This is a genomic window from Ruegeria atlantica (assembly GCF_947495585.1).
In the GTDB taxonomy this organism is placed as follows: Bacteria; Pseudomonadota; Alphaproteobacteria; order Rhodobacterales; family Rhodobacteraceae; genus Ruegeria; species Ruegeria atlantica_G.
Genome location: NZ_CANLZK010000013.1, coordinates 13,963 through 33,611, shown reverse-complemented (window position 1 = coordinate 33,611; position 19,649 = coordinate 13,963). Strand labels below are relative to the sequence as shown.

Annotated in this window: 19 protein-coding genes; 12 read left to right on the top strand and 7 right to left on the bottom strand. The window is 58.1% G+C overall.

The genetic code is table 11. The annotated features are described in order from the left end of the window. Positions 1-235 precede the first annotated feature (235 nt). The 10 genes from QMP16_RS18590 to QMP16_RS18545 all read left to right on the top strand — a co-directional run bounded on the left by QMP16_RS18590 (position 236) and on the right by QMP16_RS18545 (position 11,147). Positions 236-2,179 carry an AMP-binding protein gene (locus tag QMP16_RS18590; RefSeq protein ID WP_282153676.1) on the top strand — a complete coding sequence of 648 codons (1,944 nt, stop codon included), beginning with the start codon at positions 236-238 and terminating at the stop codon, positions 2,177-2,179. 78 nt (positions 2,180-2,257) lie between these two features. After that, positions 2,258-3,076 carry an ABC transporter ATP-binding protein gene (locus QMP16_RS18585; protein WP_058275088.1) on the top strand — a complete coding sequence of 273 codons (819 nt, stop codon included), beginning with the start codon at positions 2,258-2,260 and terminating at the stop codon, positions 3,074-3,076. A gap of 29 nt (positions 3,077-3,105) precedes the next feature. Next, positions 3,106-4,092 (top strand): branched-chain amino acid ABC transporter permease, encoded by a 987-nt coding sequence (locus QMP16_RS18580; protein WP_058279216.1) that lies wholly within the window; start codon positions 3,106-3,108, stop codon positions 4,090-4,092. Between the two features lie 4 nt (positions 4,093-4,096). Then, complete coding sequence (locus QMP16_RS18575) at positions 4,097-4,354, top strand: hypothetical protein (RefSeq protein WP_058275086.1); 258 nt, start codon at positions 4,097-4,099, stop codon at positions 4,352-4,354. A 3-nt stretch (positions 4,355-4,357) separates the two neighbouring features. After that, positions 4,358-5,434: a branched-chain amino acid ABC transporter permease gene (locus QMP16_RS18570; RefSeq protein ID WP_058275085.1), complete on the top strand. Its 1,077-nt coding sequence runs from the start codon at positions 4,358-4,360 to the stop codon at positions 5,432-5,434. Positions 5,435-5,509: 75 nt separating this feature from the next. Then, positions 5,510-6,790, top strand: a complete 1,281-nt coding sequence (locus tag QMP16_RS18565) for an ABC transporter substrate-binding protein (RefSeq protein ID WP_058275084.1) — start codon at positions 5,510-5,512, stop codon at positions 6,788-6,790. Between the two features lie 75 nt (positions 6,791-6,865). Beyond that, the gene (locus QMP16_RS18560; protein WP_282119749.1) at positions 6,866-7,699 is read left to right on the top strand and encodes an ABC transporter ATP-binding protein; all 834 of its coding nucleotides are present in this window, start codon (positions 6,866-6,868) and stop codon (positions 7,697-7,699) included. Between the two features lie 19 nt (positions 7,700-7,718). Continuing rightward, positions 7,719-8,936: a phenylacetate--CoA ligase family protein gene (locus QMP16_RS18555; protein ID WP_282153592.1), complete on the top strand. Its 1,218-nt coding sequence runs from the start codon at positions 7,719-7,721 to the stop codon at positions 8,934-8,936. A 119-nt stretch (positions 8,937-9,055) separates the two neighbouring features. Beyond that, a complete protein-coding gene (locus tag QMP16_RS18550; protein WP_282153591.1) occupies positions 9,056-10,720 on the top strand; it encodes an ABC transporter permease in 1,665 nt (554 codons plus the stop codon). A 76-nt stretch (positions 10,721-10,796) separates the two neighbouring features. After that, positions 10,797-11,147 (top strand): DUF2794 domain-containing protein, encoded by a 351-nt coding sequence (locus QMP16_RS18545; RefSeq protein WP_058275250.1) that lies wholly within the window; start codon positions 10,797-10,799, stop codon positions 11,145-11,147. On the opposite strand, the gene QMP16_RS18540 is transcribed toward QMP16_RS18545, so the two are convergent. The 3 genes from QMP16_RS18540 to QMP16_RS18530 form a co-directional block, all read right to left on the bottom strand. Then, positions 11,144-11,881: a C40 family peptidase gene (locus QMP16_RS18540; protein ID WP_282153590.1), complete on the bottom strand. Its 738-nt coding sequence runs from the start codon at positions 11,879-11,881 to the stop codon at positions 11,144-11,146. The genes QMP16_RS18545 and QMP16_RS18540 overlap by 4 nt on opposite strands. Further along, entirely contained in the window at positions 11,878-13,260 is a 1,383-nt protein-coding gene (locus QMP16_RS18535) for a leucyl aminopeptidase family protein (protein WP_282153589.1), read from the bottom strand. The genes QMP16_RS18540 and QMP16_RS18535 overlap by 4 nt, the downstream gene beginning before the upstream one ends. Positions 13,261-13,323: 63 nt before the next feature. Further along, the gene (locus tag QMP16_RS18530; RefSeq protein ID WP_432653417.1) at positions 13,324-13,704 is read right to left on the bottom strand and encodes a hypothetical protein; all 381 of its coding nucleotides are present in this window, start codon (positions 13,702-13,704) and stop codon (positions 13,324-13,326) included. 153 nt (positions 13,705-13,857) lie between these two features. Here QMP16_RS18530 and QMP16_RS18525 point away from each other — a divergent pair, with 153 nt between their 5' ends. Further along, on the top strand, positions 13,858-14,508 hold the full coding sequence (locus QMP16_RS18525) for a carbonic anhydrase (RefSeq protein WP_282119743.1): 651 nt from the start codon (positions 13,858-13,860) through the stop codon (positions 14,506-14,508). Positions 14,509-14,612: 104 nt separating this feature from the next. After that, positions 14,613-15,149: an SRPBCC family protein gene (locus QMP16_RS18520; RefSeq protein WP_282153587.1), complete on the top strand. Its 537-nt coding sequence runs from the start codon at positions 14,613-14,615 to the stop codon at positions 15,147-15,149. Between the two features lie 48 nt (positions 15,150-15,197). Here QMP16_RS18520 and QMP16_RS18515 read toward each other — a convergent pair whose 3' ends face one another. From QMP16_RS18515 to QMP16_RS18500, 4 genes are all read right to left on the bottom strand, one after another. Beyond that, a complete protein-coding gene (locus QMP16_RS18515) occupies positions 15,198-16,016 on the bottom strand; it encodes a DUF2189 domain-containing protein (protein WP_282153586.1) in 819 nt (272 codons plus the stop codon). A gap of 229 nt (positions 16,017-16,245) precedes the next feature. Then, on the bottom strand, positions 16,246-17,268 hold the full coding sequence (locus tag QMP16_RS18510) for an aspartate-semialdehyde dehydrogenase (RefSeq protein ID WP_058275078.1): 1,023 nt from the start codon (positions 17,266-17,268) through the stop codon (positions 16,246-16,248). Positions 17,269-17,379: 111 nt separating this feature from the next. Then, complete coding sequence (locus QMP16_RS18505; protein ID WP_282153585.1) at positions 17,380-18,414, bottom strand: glycosyltransferase family 4 protein; 1,035 nt, start codon at positions 18,412-18,414, stop codon at positions 17,380-17,382. A gap of 23 nt (positions 18,415-18,437) precedes the next feature. Next, positions 18,438-19,610, bottom strand: a complete 1,173-nt coding sequence (locus tag QMP16_RS18500) for an MFS transporter (RefSeq protein ID WP_282153584.1) — start codon at positions 19,608-19,610, stop codon at positions 18,438-18,440. Between the last annotated feature and the right edge of the window lie 39 nt (positions 19,611-19,649).

Sequence of the window (19,649 nt, the reverse complement as noted above, 5' to 3'; positions counted from 1 at the left end):
GCTGAAAGAGATTGCAAACTAACCGAATTCCGCGCATCCAAATCTCTGCTGACCCTGTTACAATTCGTAAGAATTGAGAAAACATCAGGAAAAAGTTGACGCTGATCTTTCCTGCGTCCCTTATCGGGGCGTTGGCGTCCGGGGTTGATCCTCGGGTTTGCCATTTCCGGCCCGGAGGAGGGGTCGGATGGGGAGGAGAAAGAGATTGGCTCAGACGCAGTCGGGCGCTGAAGGGATGCACTCTCTTCCGGCGCTGCTACACCGCAATGCGACCCAGTTCGGGGACGCCCCGGCCTACCGGGAAAAGGAATTCGGAATCTGGCAATGCTGGACCTGGGCTGAAACGGCCAGGGAAATCCGTGCGATTGCCCTGGGCTTTCTGGAACTTGGCGTTGAAAAAGGCGACCACATCGCAGTGATCGGGCGCAATCGTCCGGCGCACTACTGGTCGATGGTTGCGGCTCAGATGGTGGGTGCCGTGCCGGTGCCGCTTTATCAGGACGCAGTCGCCGAAGAGATGGCCTATGTGCTGGATCATTGCGGCGCAAAATACGTCGTCTGCGGTGATCAGGAGCAGGTCGACAAGGTCATCGAGATTCAGGAGAACCTGCATCAGGTCAAACACATCCTCTACACCGACAAACGGGGGATGCGGAAATACGATCACTCCCAGATGAACGCGCTGGACGATCTGATGGCCGAGGGCAGTGCCGGGCACGCGCGCTTTGACGCGGAATTGGATCGTCGGATTGCCGAGATCGAATACGACGGCACCTGCGTCATGTTGTATACGTCGGGCACCACGGGCAAACCCAAAGGCGTGGTGCTGTCGAACCGGAATGTGATCGAAAGCGCCAAGAACTCCGCCGAGTTCGATCATTTAAACCGGAACGAAGACATCTTGTCTTACCTGCCGATGGCTTGGGTTGGCGATTTCATCTTTTCCATCGGTCAGGCCTATTGGTGCGGCTTCTGCGTGAACTGCCCTGAAAGCGCCGACACGATGATGACCGATCTGCGCGAGATTGGGCCGACTTATTTCTTCGCTCCGCCACGCGTTTTTGAAACCCAGCTGACCAACGTAATGATCCGGATGGAGGACGCAGGTAAACTGAAGCAGCGGATGTTCCACTACTTCATGGCGCATGCCAAGAAAGTGGGTGGCCTGCTGCTGGACGGCAAGCCGGTGAGTTTTGGCGACCGCGTGAAATACGCGCTGGGCAACCTGCTGGTCTATGGCCCGCTCAAGGATACACTGGGTTATGGCCGCTTTCGCGTTGGCTATACGGCGGGTGAGGCGATCGGGCCGGAGATTTTTGATTTCTACCGCTCGCTCGGCATCAACCTGAAACAACTTTACGGTCAGACCGAAGCGACGGTTTTCATCACCGTTCAGCCGGATGGTGAGGTGCGCGCCGACACCGTTGGTGTGCCTGCCCCGGATGTCGAACTGAAGATCGACGACAAGGGTGAGATCCACTACCGCTCACCCGGTGTTTTTGTCGAGTATTACAACAACCCAGATTCCACGGCATCGACCAAAGATGCGGAAGGCTGGGTGGCCACTGGGGATGCGGGGTTCATCGAGGAAAGTTCGGGCCATCTGCGGATCATCGACCGCGCCAAGGACGTCGGCAAAATGGCCGACGGGTCGATGTTTGCGCCGAAATACGTCGAGAACAAGCTGAAATTCTATCCCGATATCCTCGAGGTTGTCCTGTTCGGAAACGGCAAAGACCGCTGCGTCGCGTTTATCAATATCGACCTGACGGCTGTTGGGAACTGGGCAGAACGCAACAACGTGGCCTATGCATCCTATCAGGAACTAACAGCGAATCCCCGTGTATTAGAGACGATTCGTAGCCATGTCGAAGAGGTGAATAAGTCTGTAGCCGCTGATGAGATGTTGTCGGGATGTCAGGTGCATCGCTTTGTGGTTCTGCACAAAGAACTGGACGCGGATGACGGTGAGATGACCCGTACGCGGAAGGTGCGACGCGGATTTGTCGAGGACAAGTTCAGTGACATCATCGACGCGCTTTATGACGGGTCCAAGCAGGTCTCGACCACGACCGAAGTGACTTATGAGGACGGTCGAAAGGGGTCGATCAGCGCAACGCTTGAGATTATCGATGCACCGGTCGTTCCGGTTGCTCAGCACAAGGTGGCGGCGGAATGAGGGCCGGTCATGCGTCGCTCGACCTGTGGTCATCGCCCCGCCCACCGTCCCGTTTTTCCGCAAGTCAGGGAGTGACTGATGCTGGATAACTCCGAAGGATATGTCACCGAAGATGGCCGCAAGATCGGCGGCGTGGTGATGGAGATGAAGAACATCACCCTGCGTTTTGGCGGTGTGGTGGCGATCAAGGATATCTCATTCGACATTCGTGAAGGCGAGATCCGCGCCATCATCGGTCCGAACGGCGCCGGTAAATCCTCGATGCTGAACGTGATTTCGGGGTTCTATATCCCGCAGGAGGGCGAGGTCTGGTTCCATGGGGCCAAGCGTCCGCAGATGCGCCCTTATGAAGTTGCGCGGCAAGGTATTGCTAGGACGTTCCAGAACATTGCCCTTTTCGAAGGCATGAGCGTGCTGGACAACGTCATGACCGGGCGGCTGAACTATATGAAAACCAACCTCTTTCAGCAGGCCATGTGGAAGGGCAAGGCTGAGGCGGAAGAGGTTGAAAACCGCGAAGCGGTCGAGAAAATCATCGACTTTCTCGAAATTCAGCACATCCGCAAGACGCCGGTTTCCCGCCTGCCTTACGGGTTGAAAAAGCGGGTCGAGTTAGCCCGCGCTTTGGCGGCCGAGCCTAAGCTGTTGCTGCTGGACGAACCAATGGCCGGCATGAACGTTGAAGAGAAAGAGGACATGAGCCGCTTTATCCTCGACGTGAATGACGAGTTTGGCACCACCATCGCGCTGATCGAGCATGACATGGGCGTGGTGATGGACCTGAGCGACCGTGTGGTCGTGATGGATTATGGCAAAAAGATCGGCGACGGTACCCCGGACGAGGTGCGCAGCAATCAGGAAGTCATCGACGCCTATCTGGGGGTGAGCCATGACTGAGCAACTGACAGACATGAGAGGGGGCGCACATGCCTGATCAGCTGATTTTCGCGATGGAGGTTTTCCTCAACGGTCTTATGGCCGGTGTGCTGTACGCTCTGGTCGCGCTGGGCTTTGTGTTGATCTACAAGGCGTCCGGAATTTTCAATTATGCTCAAGGGGTTATGGCCCTGTTTGCCGCCATGACGCTGGTCGGGATCATGAACGGGCAGGTCCCGTTTGCCCATCTCATCAACGCGACTTTCGGGACGCATATCCACAAGTTCGGATGGAATGTACCTGCGTTTGTGGCGATTATCCTGACGATGGGTGTCATGGTTCTGCTGGCCTGGGCGGTGCAGCGCTTTGTGATGCGGCATCTGGTCGGGCAAGAGCCAATCATCCTGTTCATGGCGACCATCGGCCTGGCCTATTTCCTTGAGGGCGTGGCTGACCTGATGTGGGGATCCGAGATCAAGACATTGGATGTCGGCCTGCCGCAGGGTATCAACTTGTGGATCGATGAGACCACGTTCAACATTTTTGGCTACGGCTTCTTTATCGACAATCTGGACCTTGTAGCGACGGTGATAGCCGCGCTGCTGGTGACCGCACTGGTCGCGTTCAGCCAGTACACCAAGCAGGGCCGAGCGATGCGCGCCGTGGCGGATGACCACCAGGCGGCTCTGTCGGTCGGCATCTCGCTGAACTTCATCTGGATCATGGTGTGGTCGGTTGCGGGTTTTGTCGCGCTGGTTGCAGGCATCATGTGGGGTACCAAGTCGGGCGTGCAGTTCTCACTGTCACTGATTGCGCTCAAGGCGCTGCCGGTACTGATGCTGGGCGGGTTCACCTCGATCCCTGGTGCCATCGTCGGCGGACTGATCATCGGTGTGGGCGAAAAACTGTTCGAATTTGCCATCGGCCCGCTGGTCGGCGGAGCGACCGAAAACTGGTTTGCGTACGTACTGGCGCTGATCTTCCTCGTGTTCCGGCCGCAAGGTCTGTTCGGTGAGAAGATCATCGAGAGGGTCTAGCGGCATGACCAAGCTGATCGCCATCATCAACGTGATCGCATGGGCCGGGTTCTGGGCTTTTGGCTACATCGCGCTCACTTCGGACGATTTGACCGAAGGCCAGTTGGTGATTGCAGCAATTCTGGCTTTTGCCGGGCTCGCCATGGGCATCTTGGCCTACATGAAACTTGTGCGCGCCTCAGAGGCGAGCGGATATGCAAAAGGCTCCAGGCAGCTGGACGCCGAGGCCCGCAACCGGGCGCAGGAAGAATGGGGAAAGTAAGACATGTTTTATCGTGAGGCCGGGGATTTCAAAACCTCCTACACAGATGACAGCCAGACCTTTCCGATCAAGTTCGACCGGTATCGGTATTATGTGGTTCTGGCGGTGGCTTTCGGGATAATTCCCTTCGTCATCAATGACTACTGGGCCAACGCGCTGTTATTGCCCTTTTTGATTTATGCCATTGCGGCAATCGGGTTGAACATCCTTGTGGGCTATTGCGGGCAGGTATCCTTGGGTACCGGTGGTTTCATGGCTGTGGGCGCCTATGCCTGCTACAAGCTGATGACTTCATTCCCTGATGTCAGCATGTTCATCCATGTCATTCTGGCTGGCGGCATAACGGCCATTGTCGGTGTGCTGTTCGGCCTGCCAAGTCTGCGGATCAAGGGGTTTTATCTGGCGGTGGCCACGCTAGCGGCGCAGTTCTTCCTTGTGTGGCTCTTTAACCGGGTGCCCTGGTTTTACAACTATTCGGCCTCGGGTCAGATCAATGCGCCGGAACGGGATGTGTTTGGCATCATCATCACCGGTCCGAATGCCCCTGCCTGGGCCACCTATCTGTTCTGCCTGATCTTCCTGGCCGTCAGCGCCCTGATCGCACGCAATCTGACGCGCGGCACCACGGGCCGGACATGGATGGCGATCCGCGATATGGACATCGCAGCCGAGATCATCGGGGTGAACCCGCTAAAGGCCAAGATGAGCGCCTTTGCCGTCAGCTCGTTCTTCATCGGCATCGCGGGCGCGCTGTTCTTTGCAGTCTATCTTGGCGCGGTCGAGGTTGGCGAAGTCTTTGGCATCCAGAAATCGTTCCTGGTCCTGTTCATGATCATTATCGGCGGGTTAGGGTCTATTTTCGGATCGTTCGCCGGTGCCGCTTTCCTTGTTCTGCTGCCGGTGGTCCTGAAAGTGGTGGGCGTCGACGTTCTGGGCTGGCCCACGGATATCGTGGCACACTTGCAGCTGGTGATCGTCGGCGCGCTGATCATCATGTTCCTGATCCTGGAACCGCACGGGCTGGCGCAGCTGTGGCGTGTGGCGAAAGAGAAACTCAGACTATGGCCGTTCCCACACTAAGGGATCGGCCCAATGAAAAAACGGGCGGAACAAGCCTGAATGCAACATCGGACTAACCAAGGGAGGAGACACCCGATGAAATTGAAACTGGCAACCGCGGCGCTAAGCGCCCTGATGGCTGCAGGACCCGCTCTGGCGGATCTTGTGATCCCCGATCTGAGCTATCGTACCGGGCCTTACGCCGCTGGCGGCATTCCGTTCTCGGATGGCTATAACGACTATTTCACCCTGCTGAACGAGCGCGATGGCGGCATCGGCGGTGTTCCGATCCGGATGGTCGAATGCGAAACCGGCTACAACACAGAAAAAGGTGTGGAATGCTATGAAGCCACCAAGGGCGAAGGCGCTTTGGTGTATCAACCGCTGTCGACTGGCATCACCTATCAGCTGATCCCAAAGGTCACCGCAGACGACATTCCGCTGCACACGATGGGTTATGGCCGGACCTCGGCCAAGAACGGCGACGTGTTCAGCCATACCTTCAACTATCCAGCCAACTACTGGGACGGGGCCTCGGGCGCGGTCAATTACCTGCTTGAGGAAAACGGCGGTGACCTGAGCGGCAAGAAAATCGCGCTGGTCTACCACAACTCTGCCTATGGTAAGGAACCGATCCGTACGCTGGAAGAGCTGTCAAAAAAGCACGGCTTTGAACTGGTCGCCCTGCCGGTCGATCACCCGGGTCAGGAACAGAAGTCGCAGTGGCTGCAAATCCGCCGTGATCGTCCCGACTATGTCCTGATGTGGGGCTGGGGGGTTATGAACCAGGTTGCCGTGCAAGAGGCCGCCAACATCCGGTTCCCGATGGAAAACTTCATCGGCATCTGGTGGTCCGGTTCTGAAAACGACGTGCTGCCAGCGGGCGAAGCTGCCAATGGGTACAAAGCATTGACTTTCCACAACGTTGGCACGGACTTCCCGGTCTTTGACGATCTGCAGAAACACGTTGTCGATGCAGGTAAGGCTGCAGGCGCGGGTGATCAGGTTGGCACGGTTCTGTATAACCGTGGTCTCTATGCGGCTGTTCTGGCTGCCGAAGCCATCAAGAAAGCCCAGGAAATCTCGGGCAATGCGGAAATTACCCCGTCTGAGATGCGTGCCGGTATGGAAGCACTGGAGATGACAGAAGAGAAGATGGCCGAACTGGGCCTGGCGAACTTTGGTCCGACCTTCTCGGTCTCATGCGAAAACCATGGCGGTGACGCCCTTGTGGGTGTGACGCAGTGGGATGCAGCAAACAAGACTTGGACGCTGATCTCGGACTTCAAGCAGACCGATGGTGAAGTGATCGGCGCGCTGATCGATGAAGATTCTGCGGCTTATGCAGCAGAAAACAACATTGAAGGGCGTTGCTGATATAGCGCTTTGAACAACCCGGGGCGGCGGCAGACCGCCGTCCCGAACCCCACACTCGCTTAAGGACACGCGCAGATGCTGGATGCGGCACAAACCACTGATACCAAGCCGGAAACCCTGCTTGAGGTCAACAATATCGAGGTGATCTACAATCACGTGATCCTCGTTCTGAAAGGCGTCAGCCTGACTGTGCCCAAGGGCGGTATCACGGCCCTGCTGGGCGGCAATGGCGCAGGAAAAACGACGACGCTCAAGGCTGTGTCGAACCTGCTGCATTCCGAGCGCGGTGAAGTCACCAAGGGAACGATCGAATATCGCGGCACCAGCGTGCATGAAAGCGATCCCGCCGATCTGGTGGAAAAAGGCGTCATCCAGGTGATGGAAGGCCGCCATTGTTTCGAACACCTGACGGTTGAGGAAAACTTGCTGACGGGCGCCTATACCCGCAAGGATGGCAAGGCCGCCATCCAGCAGGACCTTGAACTGGTCTACACATATTTTCCCCGTCTGAAAGAACGGCGCCGGTCGCAGGCAGGCTACACTTCGGGTGGTGAGCAACAGATGGTTGCAATGGGTCGGGCTTTGATGTCCCGACCCGAAACGATCCTGCTGGACGAACCCTCGATGGGACTTGCGCCGCAGCTGGTTGAAGAGATTTTCGGTATCGTGAAGGACCTGAACGAGAAAGAAGGTGTTTCTTTCCTGTTGGCCGAACAGAACACCAATGTGGCTCTAAGGTTTGCCCATTACGGCTATATTCTGGAATCCGGGCGCGTCGTGATGGACGGTCCGGCAGCAGATTTGCGCGAAAACCCAGACGTGAAAGAGTTCTATCTGGGCATGTCCGACGAAGGCCGCAAAAGCTTCCGTGACGTGCGGTCTTACCGCCGCCGCAAGAGGTGGTTGTAAGCGAATGGAGGATCTGGCGATGACCTACTACGACGCTCTCGAAACCCGATCAGCCGATGAACGCTCCGCCGATCAGGCGCAGGCGCTGCGTACTCAGATTGACCGCGCCCTGTCCGCTCCGGGCTTCGCGGCGCATCTGGCGGATGCGGATACCAGCGCGGTGATTTCAGCCGACGATCTGGTGAAACTGCCGGTATTGCGGAAATCCGATCTGGCGCAAGCACAGGCGTCGCGTCCGCCATTCGGCGGGTTTACCGTCAAGCCAGCGCGGCATTTCCATCATGTGTTCCAGTCCCCCGGCCCGATCTACGAACCCGGCAGCACGGATCATGATTGGTGGCGCATGGGGCGTTTCCTGAACGCCGCCGGAGTTGGGCCCGGGGATATCGTTCAGAACTGTTTCGGCTATCACCTGACGCCAGCGGGTATGATTTTTGAAAGCGGCGCACGCGCGGTAGGAGCCGCTGTGCTGCCAGCGGGTACCGGCCAGACCGAATTGCAGGTGACCGCGGCGCGTGATGTGGGCTGCACCTCTTATGCGGGCACGCCGGATTATCTGAAGGTCATTCTGGACAAGGCAGATGAGATGGGCGTGGCCCTGAACTTCTCGAAGGCTGTTGTGGGCGGCGGCGCGCTGTTCCCATCTTTGCGTCAGGACTATGCTGATCGGGGTATTTCCTGCCTGCAATGCTATGCCACGGCTGATCTGGGCAGCATCGCCTATGAAAGTGCCGCGATGGAAGGGATGATCCTCGACGAACATGTCATTGTCGAGATTGTCACGCCTGGCACCGGAACACCGGTAGAGCCGGGTGAGGTCGGTGAGGTTGTGGTAACTTCTCTAAACCCTGATTACCCGCTGATCCGCTTTGCCACTGGTGATCTGTCCGCGATCATGCCGGGCGTGTCGCCTTGTGGGCGGACCAATCTGCGGATCAAGGGATGGATGGGTCGTGCGGACCAGACCACCAAGATCAAGGGCATGTTTGTGCGCCCTGAACAGGTGGCGGCATTGGTCGATAAGCACGAGGAAATCGTCAAAGCCCGGGTCATCGCCGCCCGCCAGGGTGAGATGGACACGATGACCGTCCAGATCGAAAGCGCGGGAGGCGACGACATGGCCTATGCCAAATCCGTAGTCGAGGTGCTGAAACTGAAAGGCGCAATCGAGGTCGTAACCCCCGGATCACTGCCGAAGGACGGGTTGGTGATCGAGGATCAGCGCGTTTACGAATAACCCCGAGCCATGTCTGCGGCAGTATGTGCCGCAGATTTGTTTTTCCTGCACTGGTGTTTCTTAGCATTTTGGTCGATTAAAGGCTGATCAATAGCCAACGCCAGTTACAATCCAGGTCCATGGCCGAAATCGACTATTCAGAACACGGGAAACGCAATCGCGGCGCGCTGGGCACCCGGTTGGTGGCCACTGTGGCCTACATGGTAGCAGCGGCTTGTCTTCTGCCGATGGTTGCGGTTGTTCTGGCGGCGGTGACGGGGGGTACGGAAACGGTCTCGCATCTGTTCGAGACGGTTTTACCCGGGTATGCACTGACAACCGTGATCCTTGTCGTTCTGGTGGCTATCGGCACGTTCTCTATCGGGGTTGGCGCGGCGTGGCTGGTGACGATGACACGCTTTCCCGGTGTGCGCTTTCTGGAAATTGCACTGGTCCTGCCGCTGGCTTTTCCGGCCTATGTTCTGGCTTATGCCTATACGTTCATTCTGGATCATCCCGGTATCGTGCAGACCACGCTGCGCGACGTGACGGGTTGGGGGCCGCGCGATTATTGGTTCCCGGAAATCCGCTCGACCGAGGGCGCGGCGGTGATGCTGATCCTAGTGCTCTACCCTTATGTTTATCTGCTGGCGCGGGCCGCGTTTCTGCAGCAAAGTGCCACCGCTTTTCTGGCCGCTCGTGCGCTGGGCAAAAGCCCGTGGTTGGCGTTCTGGCACGTGTCTTTGCCGATGGCCCGCCCGGCCATTGCCGGTGGTGTCCTGCTGGCCATCATGGAAACCATCGCCGATTTTGGAACCGTCGCCTATTTTGGCGTTCAGACCTTTGCCACGGGCATCTACACAAGCTGGTTCTCGATCGGCGACCGGGCGGGTGCGGCGCAGTTGGCCTTGTGCCTGCTGGGCTTTGCGCTGGTCATGGCCGTAACCGAGCGGACGCAGCGCGGCAAGGCAAAGTACTATCAGGCAGGCAAAAGCCATGCCTCGCTGCCTTCGGCGCAACTTAAGGGCTGGCAATCCGCAGCTGCCATAACCTTGTGCGCTATTCCAGTGGTGCTGGGGTTCTTGCTGCCGGTATTTATCTTGATCCAGATGGGCCTGACCTCGGAACAAAACCTGCTGTCGCGGCGTTACATTGGGTTCATTCAAAACTCGCTGACACTTGCAGGAGTGGCCGCCGTGGTCACGGTCTGCGCCGCGATCTGCGTTGGGTTCTTTCAGCGCCTTCGCCCGGGTCGGGGATCATCGACCACAGGCTATCTGGCGCGGTTGGGCTATGCGGTGCCCGGCGGCGTGATCGCCGTTGGCCTGATGGTACCCTTCGCCAGATTCGACAACGCGCTGGATTCGTGGATGCGCCAGACGTTCGACGTCTCGACGGGTCTGCTGGTGACAGGGTCGATCTGGTTGCTGGTGGCGGCTTACATGGTGCGCTTTCTGGCGGCAGCGCTCAGCGCGTATGAAGGCGGGCAGAGTACAGTGCACGCCAATATGGATGCTGCATCCCGGTCTTTAGGCCAATCGCCTCTGGGCACCTTGCGCCGTGTGCATTTGCCAATCCTGACGCCCTCGCTGCTGACGGCGCTGTTGATCGTGTTTGTCGACGTGATGAAAGAGCTTCCGGCGACCCTGATCATGCGCCCCTTCAACTTTGATACGCTTGCGGTGCAAGCCTATCGTCTGGCCTCAGACGAGCGGTTGGAAGGGGCGGCTGTCCCATCGCTTGTGATCCTGGCCGTCGGGCTTTTGCCGGTGATTCTGATCTGTCGGCAAGTTGGGCGGCGGTAGGACGAAACGATTCAAAATTACCACACCTGTTGGCACCGGACTTGATTCAAATGCGTTTTCCGGCAAGGCTGAGGGTATGAACATGCAGCCTCCCAGCCGGTTTTCTGCAAACTCGGCCCAGATGCCCGTCGCGTTCGACCGGCGCGAGATGTCACATATACTGTCTGTCTATGGCAAGATGGTCGCCGCCGGAGAATGGCGTGACTATGGCATTTCCAACCTGCGCGATATGGCGGTTTTTTCCATTTTCAGACGTACGGCAGAGCATCCGATCTACCGGGTCGAAAAACACCCTCGTCTGCGGTCCAAACAGGGGATGTATTCGGTGATCGGCATGGACGGGCGGATCCTGAAGCGAGGCCATGACCTGCGCACCGTGCTGCGCGTGTTGGAACGCAAGCTGATCCGGTCTGTCGACCTTGATTAGAGCCTTTTGTGGGCTGTTACGGACCCGTCGCCCTGCTCCAGAATCCGTGTGATCGCCTGATCCATTGGCTCGAACGTCACGTCCATGTGGTAGGCATTGGCATGTAGCAGCATGTTCTCGCCATAGACCCATGCCACGTGGCCTTTCCAGAACAACAGATCCCCGCGTTTGGCTGGCGCTCCGGCGGGCAGCGCCGTACCCAGTTCGCGTTCCTGATCGCCGCTATCACCGGGTGAAGGTATGCCGCAGGCCAACAAACCGGCCTGAACCAACCCGGAACAATCAATACCGAAGCGACTGTTTCCCCCCCAAAGATAGGGTGTGCCCAGAAACAGCTCGGCCACCGCTACGGGATCGGTCAGGTGAGTTGCGCTGAGTTTGGCGTGAATCGCCGGAATGAACCCCAGTTCTGTTTCCAGAAACCTATTCTGTTCCGACAGCACGCATAATTTGCTGCCGAAACTCAGCGATACGCGGTCCTGGCTTTTCATGTCGGGCTGTTTATAGGCATGTGTCGCAGGTGCGGTGACCCAGTGGGTTTGTTGCGCCTCAGGTCCCAGTTGATCGGACCTGACCCAACCGGGATAGCCGTCCTTGTCCGAGGTGATCCGACTCCACCCATCAGTTTCCTCAACAACATCTACCGGGTCGCCAAACAACAGCTGCCGGTCCCTGGGACCCTTTGGGCTGCGCAAAAGGTCGACAACCGGCTTTATGACGCGCAGGCGGGTCATAGGTTCAGAATCTCGGGCAGGGCGGTCAGAACGGCACGCGGCCCTTGGCCCAGCCCCCCTCTGCTGCGCCCGGGGGCCTTGCTGGGCTGCCAGGAATAGATGTCGAAATGCATATAGCGGCTGTCACCCACAAAGCGGCGCAGGAACAGGGCTGCGGTTATCGAGCCAGCAAATCCGCTGGCAGGCGCGTTGTCCAGATCGGCGATTCCGGGTTCGATCATCGCCTCATAGGGTTCATGGAAAGGCATCCGCCAGACCGGGTCGGCCGATTGCCGACCAGCGTTGGCCAGCGCGTCTGCCGCGCCATCGTCATCGGTATAAAAGGGCGCCAGATCGGGGCCAACCGCTACCCGTGCCGCGCCGGTAAGGGTCGCCATCGAGATGATCAGGTCAGGTTCACCCTCATCCGCCAGCGCCAATGCATCCGCCAGAACCAGCCGCCCTTCGGCGTCGGTGTTGTTAATCTCCACCGTCAGACCTTTGCGCGAGGTCAGGATATCCCCCGGCCGAAATGCGTTACCGGCGACCGAGTTCTCGACCGCCGGGATCAGCACGCGCAGTTGCACAGGCAGCTTTAGTGCCATGATCATCCGCGCCAAACCCAGCACGTTGGCCGCGCCGCCCATGTCCTTTTTCATCAGGGACATCGAATTCCCTGGTTTCAGATTTAGCCCGCCAGTGTCAAAGCACACACCCTTGCCAACAAGCGTCAGTTTGGGCCCGGTGTTGCCCCATGTCATCTCGATCAGGCGCGGCGCTTGCGCGGCGGCGCGTCCGACCGTGTGAATCAGCGGGAAATTCTGGTCCAGCAGGGCGTCGCCTTGAACCGTAGTGCATGTCGCGCCAAATTCCTGCGCCAAATCCTCGGCTGCGGCCTGCAGTTGATCCGGCCCCATGTCCGAGGCTGGTGTGTTGACCAAATCGCGGGTCAGCGCCTCGGCACTGGCCAGTGCCTCAATTCGCGCGGCATCAACACCTTCGGGTGCAACGAGTCGCGCCTTGGCAGGTGATTGATTGGCGTAACGGTCAAAGGCATATCCTGTGAGCAACCAACCAAGGCACTCGTTGCTTAGCGCATCTGCGGGCACGCCTGATGCGATGTGATAAGTTCCCTTCCGCAAGGCTTGGGCCGCCGCTGCCAGCGGGAACCGTTTGCGCGCGCGCTTGGCGCCGTTTCCGTAACCCGCCAAAGCCAGTAGGGGCACACCATCCGATTGAGGGATCAGCAGAGCCTGTCCCATGGCCCCGGTGAATCCGCTGGCCTCGACCCACGATGCGATGTGGCTTGGCTGGTCTTTCAGCCAATCGTCAAGATCGGGTTGCGAAATGACATACAGCGGCACAGAGGGTTCGGACGGCGAAGCGAAGGACAGGGTCATGGACATCTCGGCTGGTTCGATTTGTGCCCAGCCTAGCCGCCCACGATCCGTCCGCAAGCCCCGTCAGAGGGAAAGATCCTGCTGATCCCAGATCACGGTCAGCGATTTCTCACCTACACGGATCAGGCGCGACAGGGTGGCCCCCGTCGCGACCGCATCCCCGGCATCCACAGTTTGCGCCACATCACCGGCGACTCGGGCCAGCGCGGTCATGCCAATCTGTTCGGCAATGGCCACCAGTGACCGCGCGCATTTCCGCAGTCCGGCCCAGTCGCGTTGACGCCAAAACCGCTCGCAGTTTGACAGGCGCACGGCCAATTCCTCGACCGTGCGGCACAATACATCCAATGCGTTCTTGTCGCCCAATTGGCGATACAGCCCGTTCAAGCGGTCCGTATCCAGCCGAACGGTTTCCTTTTGTTCAAGCGTGACTATTTTATCCACCACATCTACCCCAATTCTCTACGCCCCCACGGCATAGGTGGACATTGGCGGTAGAATCCTTTGCAAAACCTTGCGTCGATGCTGGAAAATGGGTCGAATTTTCTGCGAATTCAGGTTACAGCAGCCGACAGACAAAAGAACGGGGACATGAGAATGGACTTAGCCAAACCTCTGCCGACCTATCTGGTCAAGCGGTACCACGGATGGAAAGCCACCACCTATTCGGAGAACCAGGTCTGGTATCGCCGCCTAGCCACTGAAGGGCAGCGCCCACGTGCTATGGTGATTTCGTGCTGTGACAGCCGGGTTCATGTGACATCGATCTTCGGTGCCGATCAGGGCGAGTTCTTTATTCACCGCAATATCGCAAACCTTGTGCCGCCTTACGCCCCTGATGGCGATCACCACGGCACCAGTGCGGCAATCGAATATGCGGTCACGGCACTGAAAGTCGCGCACCTGATCGTTCTAGGCCACTCGCAATGCGGAGGTGTTCAGGGCTGCATCGACATGTGCAAGGGAAAAGCCCCGCAACTGGAGGCGAAAGAAAGTTTTGTTGGCCGATGGATGGATATCCTGAAACCGAAATATGACCTGGTTGCCGATGTTGAAGACAGCGTCGATCAGGCACGGCAGTTTGAACGGCAGGCAGTCGTTGCATCGCTGGAGAACCTGATGACCTTTCCCTTCGTTTCATCTGCGGTAGATGACGGCTCGCTGAGCTTGCATGGGCTGTGGACCGACATCGGTGAAGGTGGCCTGCAATGCTATGACCCGGCTGAGAAGAAATTCGTGGTTGTCTAAACGGGCTGACATCTGAGAGTTTTCGAATGGCGCGGATCAGGTCTCTGATTTCGCGCCATTTTTTGTTATGATCGAAACCAAACTCTTTCGATCAGGAGCGCGTCATGCGATTCATTAAACGTATTCTCATCACTCTGCTTGTTCTTATCTTGGTTCTGGTTGGCGTGTCTTACCTTTTGCCCGGCAAGGCCGAACTGTCCCGCAGCATCACGATCAACGCGCCCGCCAGCGCGATCTTTCCTTACGTGAATTCGATGCAGGAAACTGAAAAATGGTCACCTTGGTTGACGCGTGATCCCGAAACCCGATTGTCCTACAGCGGGCCTGAGGCAGGCGTTGGCAACACCTTGAACTGGACGTCTGAACACCCACAGGTGGGCACGGGATCACAGGAAATCGTCGAAAGTGTCCCGGATCAAACCGTCAAAACGGCGCTTGATTTCGGCCCGATGGGGTCCGCATCGGCCTCGTTCGATCTGACGCCAGAGGGCGATCAGACTCAGGTGACCTGGGGGTTCGAATCCGATCTTGGAATGAACCCCATGTCGCGCTGGATGGGCCTGATGATGGATAAGTGGGTCGGCGGAGATTACGAGCGCGGTCTGACAAACCTCAAAGCATTGGTCGAGGGGCAGGGATAAATCAGGCGCTTCGATGCATTTCGCGACGGCTGGGTTTGATCGGTCTGATCACCCCTCGGCTGGGGAAACAGCCCTTTGGTAAAGATGCCACGTGGTGTGGCCCAGAATCGGAAGGGTGAAGATCAGGCCTAGAAATGCAGGTAACATCGACAGCAACATCGTGACCGAGATAATCGTTGCCCAGCTGAGCATGACCACTGGGTTTCCGGTGACAACCCGGATGGATGTGATCATCGCGGAAATGAAGTTCGTCTCTCGGTCCAGCAGCATTGGCATGGCGACGACCGTTACCGAGAACAGGACTGCCGACAAAAATGCGCCCACACAGGTACCTATGACAAGGAACGTCCAGCCCTGCGGCGTAAAGAAGACGATGTTCAGAAAACGGTCAAAATCAGAAAACGATGCATTTTGCAGCGTGATCGCCAGCCAAAGCCGTATTTGATAGGTCCATACCCAGAAAATGAACAGGGTTACAAAGGCCATCCAGCCCATTTCACGCTTTCGCTGGTTGGCCATGACGGTGAGGATATCAGACCATCCGAAATCCTCATTGTTTTGCATCCGCCGAGACATCTCATAGAGTCCGGCGGCGGCAAAAGGCGCAACCAACGGAAAGCCAACAGCCGCGGGAATAATCATCCAGATTTTGCCAAGCCAGACCAGACACCAGACAAACAGAATCCCAAAAATTGCATAGAACAGGCCAAAAAAGCCGCTCATGACTGGGCGTGCCAGAAAATCGGCTAATCCGGCTTTTAGCGATGCGCTGATATCTGCCGCCGTCAATGTGTTCACCTCGGGCATGGCTTGCTGCTGCGGCGTCAGGTTGTCCGGGGGCGAGGACCCATTGGTTTTGGATGTCATGACACACTCCTCCAAAAGGGCGGAATCGTACTTGTCGGTTCGACAACAGGCATTGCGGCGAAAGTAGCCACTGCTGCGTATCGAAGTGTGTATCAGCTAAAGGACAAGAGCAAGGTTCCCGGGCGATCCTGGACGCCCTTCGAGGCAGCGAAGATTCCTCTGCCCGCCAAAAATAAACCCCACTGACAGCGCAGCAGGGTTTAAACAATCCGCAGCTTCGGGTCGGGGCTTAGCCCTTCTTCAGAACCTCACGGCCCAGCAGTTCCGCAATCTGCACCGCGTTCAGCGCTGCACCTTTGCGCAGGTTGTCCGAGACGCACCACAGGTTGATACCATTTTCAACGGTCGAGTCCTGGCGGATCCGGCTGATGAACGTGGCAAAATCGCCCGCGCATTCGATCGGCGAGACGTAGCCGCCGGGTTCGCGCTTGTCGATCACCATGATGCCCGGAGCCTCACGCAGGATGTCACGGGCCTCGTCTTCGTCCAGAAATTCTTCGAACTCGATGTTCACGGCCTCAGAGTGGCCGACGAAAACCGGAACGCGAACGCATGTGGCTGTGACCTTGATCGACGGATCGACGATCTTTTTGGTCTCAACAACCATCTTCCACTCTTCCTTGGTCGAGCCGTCTTCCATGAAGACGTCGATCTGGGGAATGACGTTGAAGGCGATCTGCTTCTGGAACTTGTTCGGCGGCACGTCCGTAGTGGGATTATAGATCGCCTTGGTCTGATCCCACAGCTCGTCCATGCCTTCTTTACCGGCGCCAGACACCGACTGATAGGTCGACACGACGACGCGCTTGATGCGCGCGCGGTCATGCAGCGGCTTCAGCGCGACAACCATCTGCGCGGTCGAGCAGTTGGGGTTGGCGATGATGTTCTTGTTTTTGTAGTCGTGGATCGCCTGCGGGTTACATTCCGGCACGATCAGCGGAATGTCCGGGTCATAGCGGTAGAGCGACGAGTTATCGATCACCACGCAGCCAGCTTTGGCCGCCTTGGGGGCGTAGACCTTGGTCGCTTCGGACCCTACGGCAAACAGCGCCATGTCCCAGCCGGTGAAGTCGAACGTGTCCAGATCCTTGGTAGTGAGTGTCGTGTCGCCAAAGCTTACTTCGGTGCCCAGCGAACGACGGCTTGCCAGAACAGCAAGTTCATCGACCGGGAACTGGCGTTCAGCCAAAATGTTCAGCATTTCGCGGCCCACGTTACCCGTGGCGCCGACGACTACGACGCGATAGCCCATTTCATGTCTCCAATGTTAAGGACGCGCGTTCATAGCCGCGTTGCAGCAAATAAAAAAGAGTTTTCGGGGTTTATTTCGCGCAATGACACCGATTTGACGTGGCGCATCGCCTCAGGTGTCGGTCAAAAGGCGTTCATAGAGCGCCACAAGCGTCTTCGCCTCGCCATTGATGTCGAAATTCTGCTCGACATGGGCGCGGGCTGCGATACCGGAACGGGCAATGGATTCGCGGTCGGACAGCATTTCGGCGGAGGCTTCGGCCAGCGCGGGGATATCACCGGGTTCGACCACGCGGCCCAGCGACGGGTCCGTGACAATCTCGGAAAACGCACCCACATCCGTGGCAACAACCGGCACGCCGCAAGCCATTGCTTCCAGCGGCGTCAGGCCGAACCCTTCCCACCGTTGCGGGGCAATGAAAAGGTCCAGCACCTGATACCATTCGGCGATCTGATCGACGGTCACCTCGGGCATGAACAGAATGCGGTCGGACAGGCCCGCCTTGGCGACCTTGTCTTTCAGTTCGGCCAGGAAGCTGGTGTGCTTTTCCGTGGCGCGGCCCATGACGATGCCATGGACGTCGTCGACGCGGCCGCACAGGTCGATCATTGCGTCGACAAAGGCATCGGTGCCCTTCTGGTGACGAATGCGGCCATAGCAGCCCAGCAATAGACCATCTGGCAAACTCAGCCGCGCCCGAACTGCGGCTTTGTCTTCGGGCGGTGTGAAGTCGTGCAAGTTGATGCCATGCATGATGACTTGCGCATCCCTCTCCAGATACCCGGCGGTTTTGCGAGAAGTTGCGACGACCGCGTCCATTTTGTCGATCAGCCATTTGGTGTAACCCGAATGCGCGCGTTGCGAGGCGCTGGTGAACAGCAACTTCAACCGCAGCCGCAGCACGTTGCGCAGGATCAGGCCCAGCAGCATCTCGGTATTGCGGCGCGCGTGCCAGACGCGCAGTGTTTCGCGCGACAAAAAGGGCAGGCGGCCCAGCGGGATATGTGGGATGTCATCCGGCAGACCCGGCCCGGTAGCCGCGATGTCGATCCATTGCACTTGCAGCGGCACCAACCGGGCAATCGTCGCGGTCACACCCGAAAGTCTGCGTTTGAGGTTGGGGGCAATGACGCGCGGGTCGGACATGGACACTCCTGGCAGTTCCAGCGTTAGTCGACGCTGTCGCGGCTGAACAAATAGATCACGCAGCCGATGGCCAGCGTGACCGCAAAAAAGCCGAATATCGCTGTGTAGGGCGCGGTCGGGCTGATGTCCACCGTGGCAGCATGGATGCGGCCGGTGACGAATTGCGCCAGTCCTACACCGCCAATGCCGAAGAGGTTCAACAGGGTCATGCCGCGCCCAACCAGATGCGGCGGCACAAAGGCCCGGCCATGAGCCATGATGACCGGAAAGCTTGCCCCCAGAAACCCGATCGCTGCCATCAAAACAACCGACAGCCAAACCGCGTTGTCGACCCAAAGGCACATCAGAACCAACCCCACTGTGCCCAGAGCGTTGCCGCCAAAGATCACCCATTTTCGCGTGCCCAGCATTCGATCGAGCGGCCCATACGCAAAGGTACCTGCAATCATCGCCGCCCCCATGATCAGGGTCGCTGTCCCGATCTGGGTGGTGCTAAGGCCGAAGATATCGCTGAGGTATGGCCCGGCCCAAAGGCCGCGCGTTGCCGCCGACGGGGCATAGGCCACCAGCATCAGCGGCAAGATCGCCCACAGGGCGGGCTCTTTCAGCAGGTCCAGCACCGATCCCCTGTGTTCGGTCTCGACACGTTTGGGATCATGCACGCTGAACCAGATGCCCAACGCGATCGCGGCGGAAAAAACGGCCAGCGTCCCCATCGTGGTCCGCCATCCCATCAGCTCAACCGCCAGCGCAGTAGGGTACGAGGCAACCAGATTGCCGACCGATCCAACGCCCAGCATGACAGCCGCCAAAGTGGCGAAGCGGGCAGGTGGGAATTCGCGGGCGAAGATATAGTAAGATGCCATCAACACCGGTGAGCAGCCGACCCCGATCAACCCCATGGCGATGGCGATGTGAAAAGGGGAGCTGGATAGGGCGAACAATGCCGCTCCGCCGGCACCACCGACCAGCAGCAAGACCGCCGCCGTCAGGCGCGGTCCAACTCGGTCCAGTGCCCAGCCTACGGGCAACTGCATGGCGGCAAAGATCAGAAACCAAAGACCGGACGCAAAGGCCAGGTCCTCGGGTGTGGCCCCGATATCGCGCCCCAGATCAACACTGAGAACCGCGAGAAAGGCGCGAAAGAACTGGCTGAGCACATAGCCCAGGCACAACACCACCAGACCTGCCTTCATGAAAACCTTCTCCCCCAAACCGGCGAAGAAATGCTTGGC

Coding starts and splice junctions, on each gene's coding strand:
- QMP16_RS18590 (WP_282153676.1), top strand. CDS start 236: ATGCACTCTCTTCCGGCGCTGCTACACCGCAATGCGACCCAGTTCGGG.
- QMP16_RS18585 (WP_058275088.1), top strand. CDS start 2,258: ATGCTGGATAACTCCGAAGGATATGTCACCGAAGATGGCCGCAAGATC.
- QMP16_RS18580 (WP_058279216.1), top strand. CDS start 3,106: ATGCCTGATCAGCTGATTTTCGCGATGGAGGTTTTCCTCAACGGTCTT.
- QMP16_RS18575 (WP_058275086.1), top strand. CDS start 4,097: ATGACCAAGCTGATCGCCATCATCAACGTGATCGCATGGGCCGGGTTC.
- QMP16_RS18570 (WP_058275085.1), top strand. CDS start 4,358: ATGTTTTATCGTGAGGCCGGGGATTTCAAAACCTCCTACACAGATGAC.
- QMP16_RS18565 (WP_058275084.1), top strand. CDS start 5,510: ATGAAATTGAAACTGGCAACCGCGGCGCTAAGCGCCCTGATGGCTGCA.
- QMP16_RS18560 (WP_282119749.1), top strand. CDS start 6,866: ATGCTGGATGCGGCACAAACCACTGATACCAAGCCGGAAACCCTGCTT.
- QMP16_RS18555 (WP_282153592.1), top strand. CDS start 7,719: ATGACCTACTACGACGCTCTCGAAACCCGATCAGCCGATGAACGCTCC.
- QMP16_RS18550 (WP_282153591.1), top strand. CDS start 9,056: ATGGCCGAAATCGACTATTCAGAACACGGGAAACGCAATCGCGGCGCG.
- QMP16_RS18545 (WP_058275250.1), top strand. CDS start 10,797: ATGAACATGCAGCCTCCCAGCCGGTTTTCTGCAAACTCGGCCCAGATG.
- QMP16_RS18540 (WP_282153590.1), bottom strand. CDS start 11,881: ATGACCCGCCTGCGCGTCATAAAGCCGGTTGTCGACCTTTTGCGCAGC.
- QMP16_RS18535 (WP_282153589.1), bottom strand. CDS start 13,260: ATGACCCTGTCCTTCGCTTCGCCGTCCGAACCCTCTGTGCCGCTGTAT.
- QMP16_RS18525 (WP_282119743.1), top strand. CDS start 13,858: ATGGACTTAGCCAAACCTCTGCCGACCTATCTGGTCAAGCGGTACCAC.
- QMP16_RS18520 (WP_282153587.1), top strand. CDS start 14,613: ATGCGATTCATTAAACGTATTCTCATCACTCTGCTTGTTCTTATCTTG.
- QMP16_RS18515 (WP_282153586.1), bottom strand. CDS start 16,016: ATGACATCCAAAACCAATGGGTCCTCGCCCCCGGACAACCTGACGCCG.
- QMP16_RS18510 (WP_058275078.1), bottom strand. CDS start 17,268: ATGGGCTATCGCGTCGTAGTCGTCGGCGCCACGGGTAACGTGGGCCGC.
- QMP16_RS18505 (WP_282153585.1), bottom strand. CDS start 18,414: ATGTCCGACCCGCGCGTCATTGCCCCCAACCTCAAACGCAGACTTTCG.
- QMP16_RS18500 (WP_282153584.1), bottom strand. CDS start 19,610: ATGAAGGCAGGTCTGGTGGTGTTGTGCCTGGGCTATGTGCTCAGCCAG.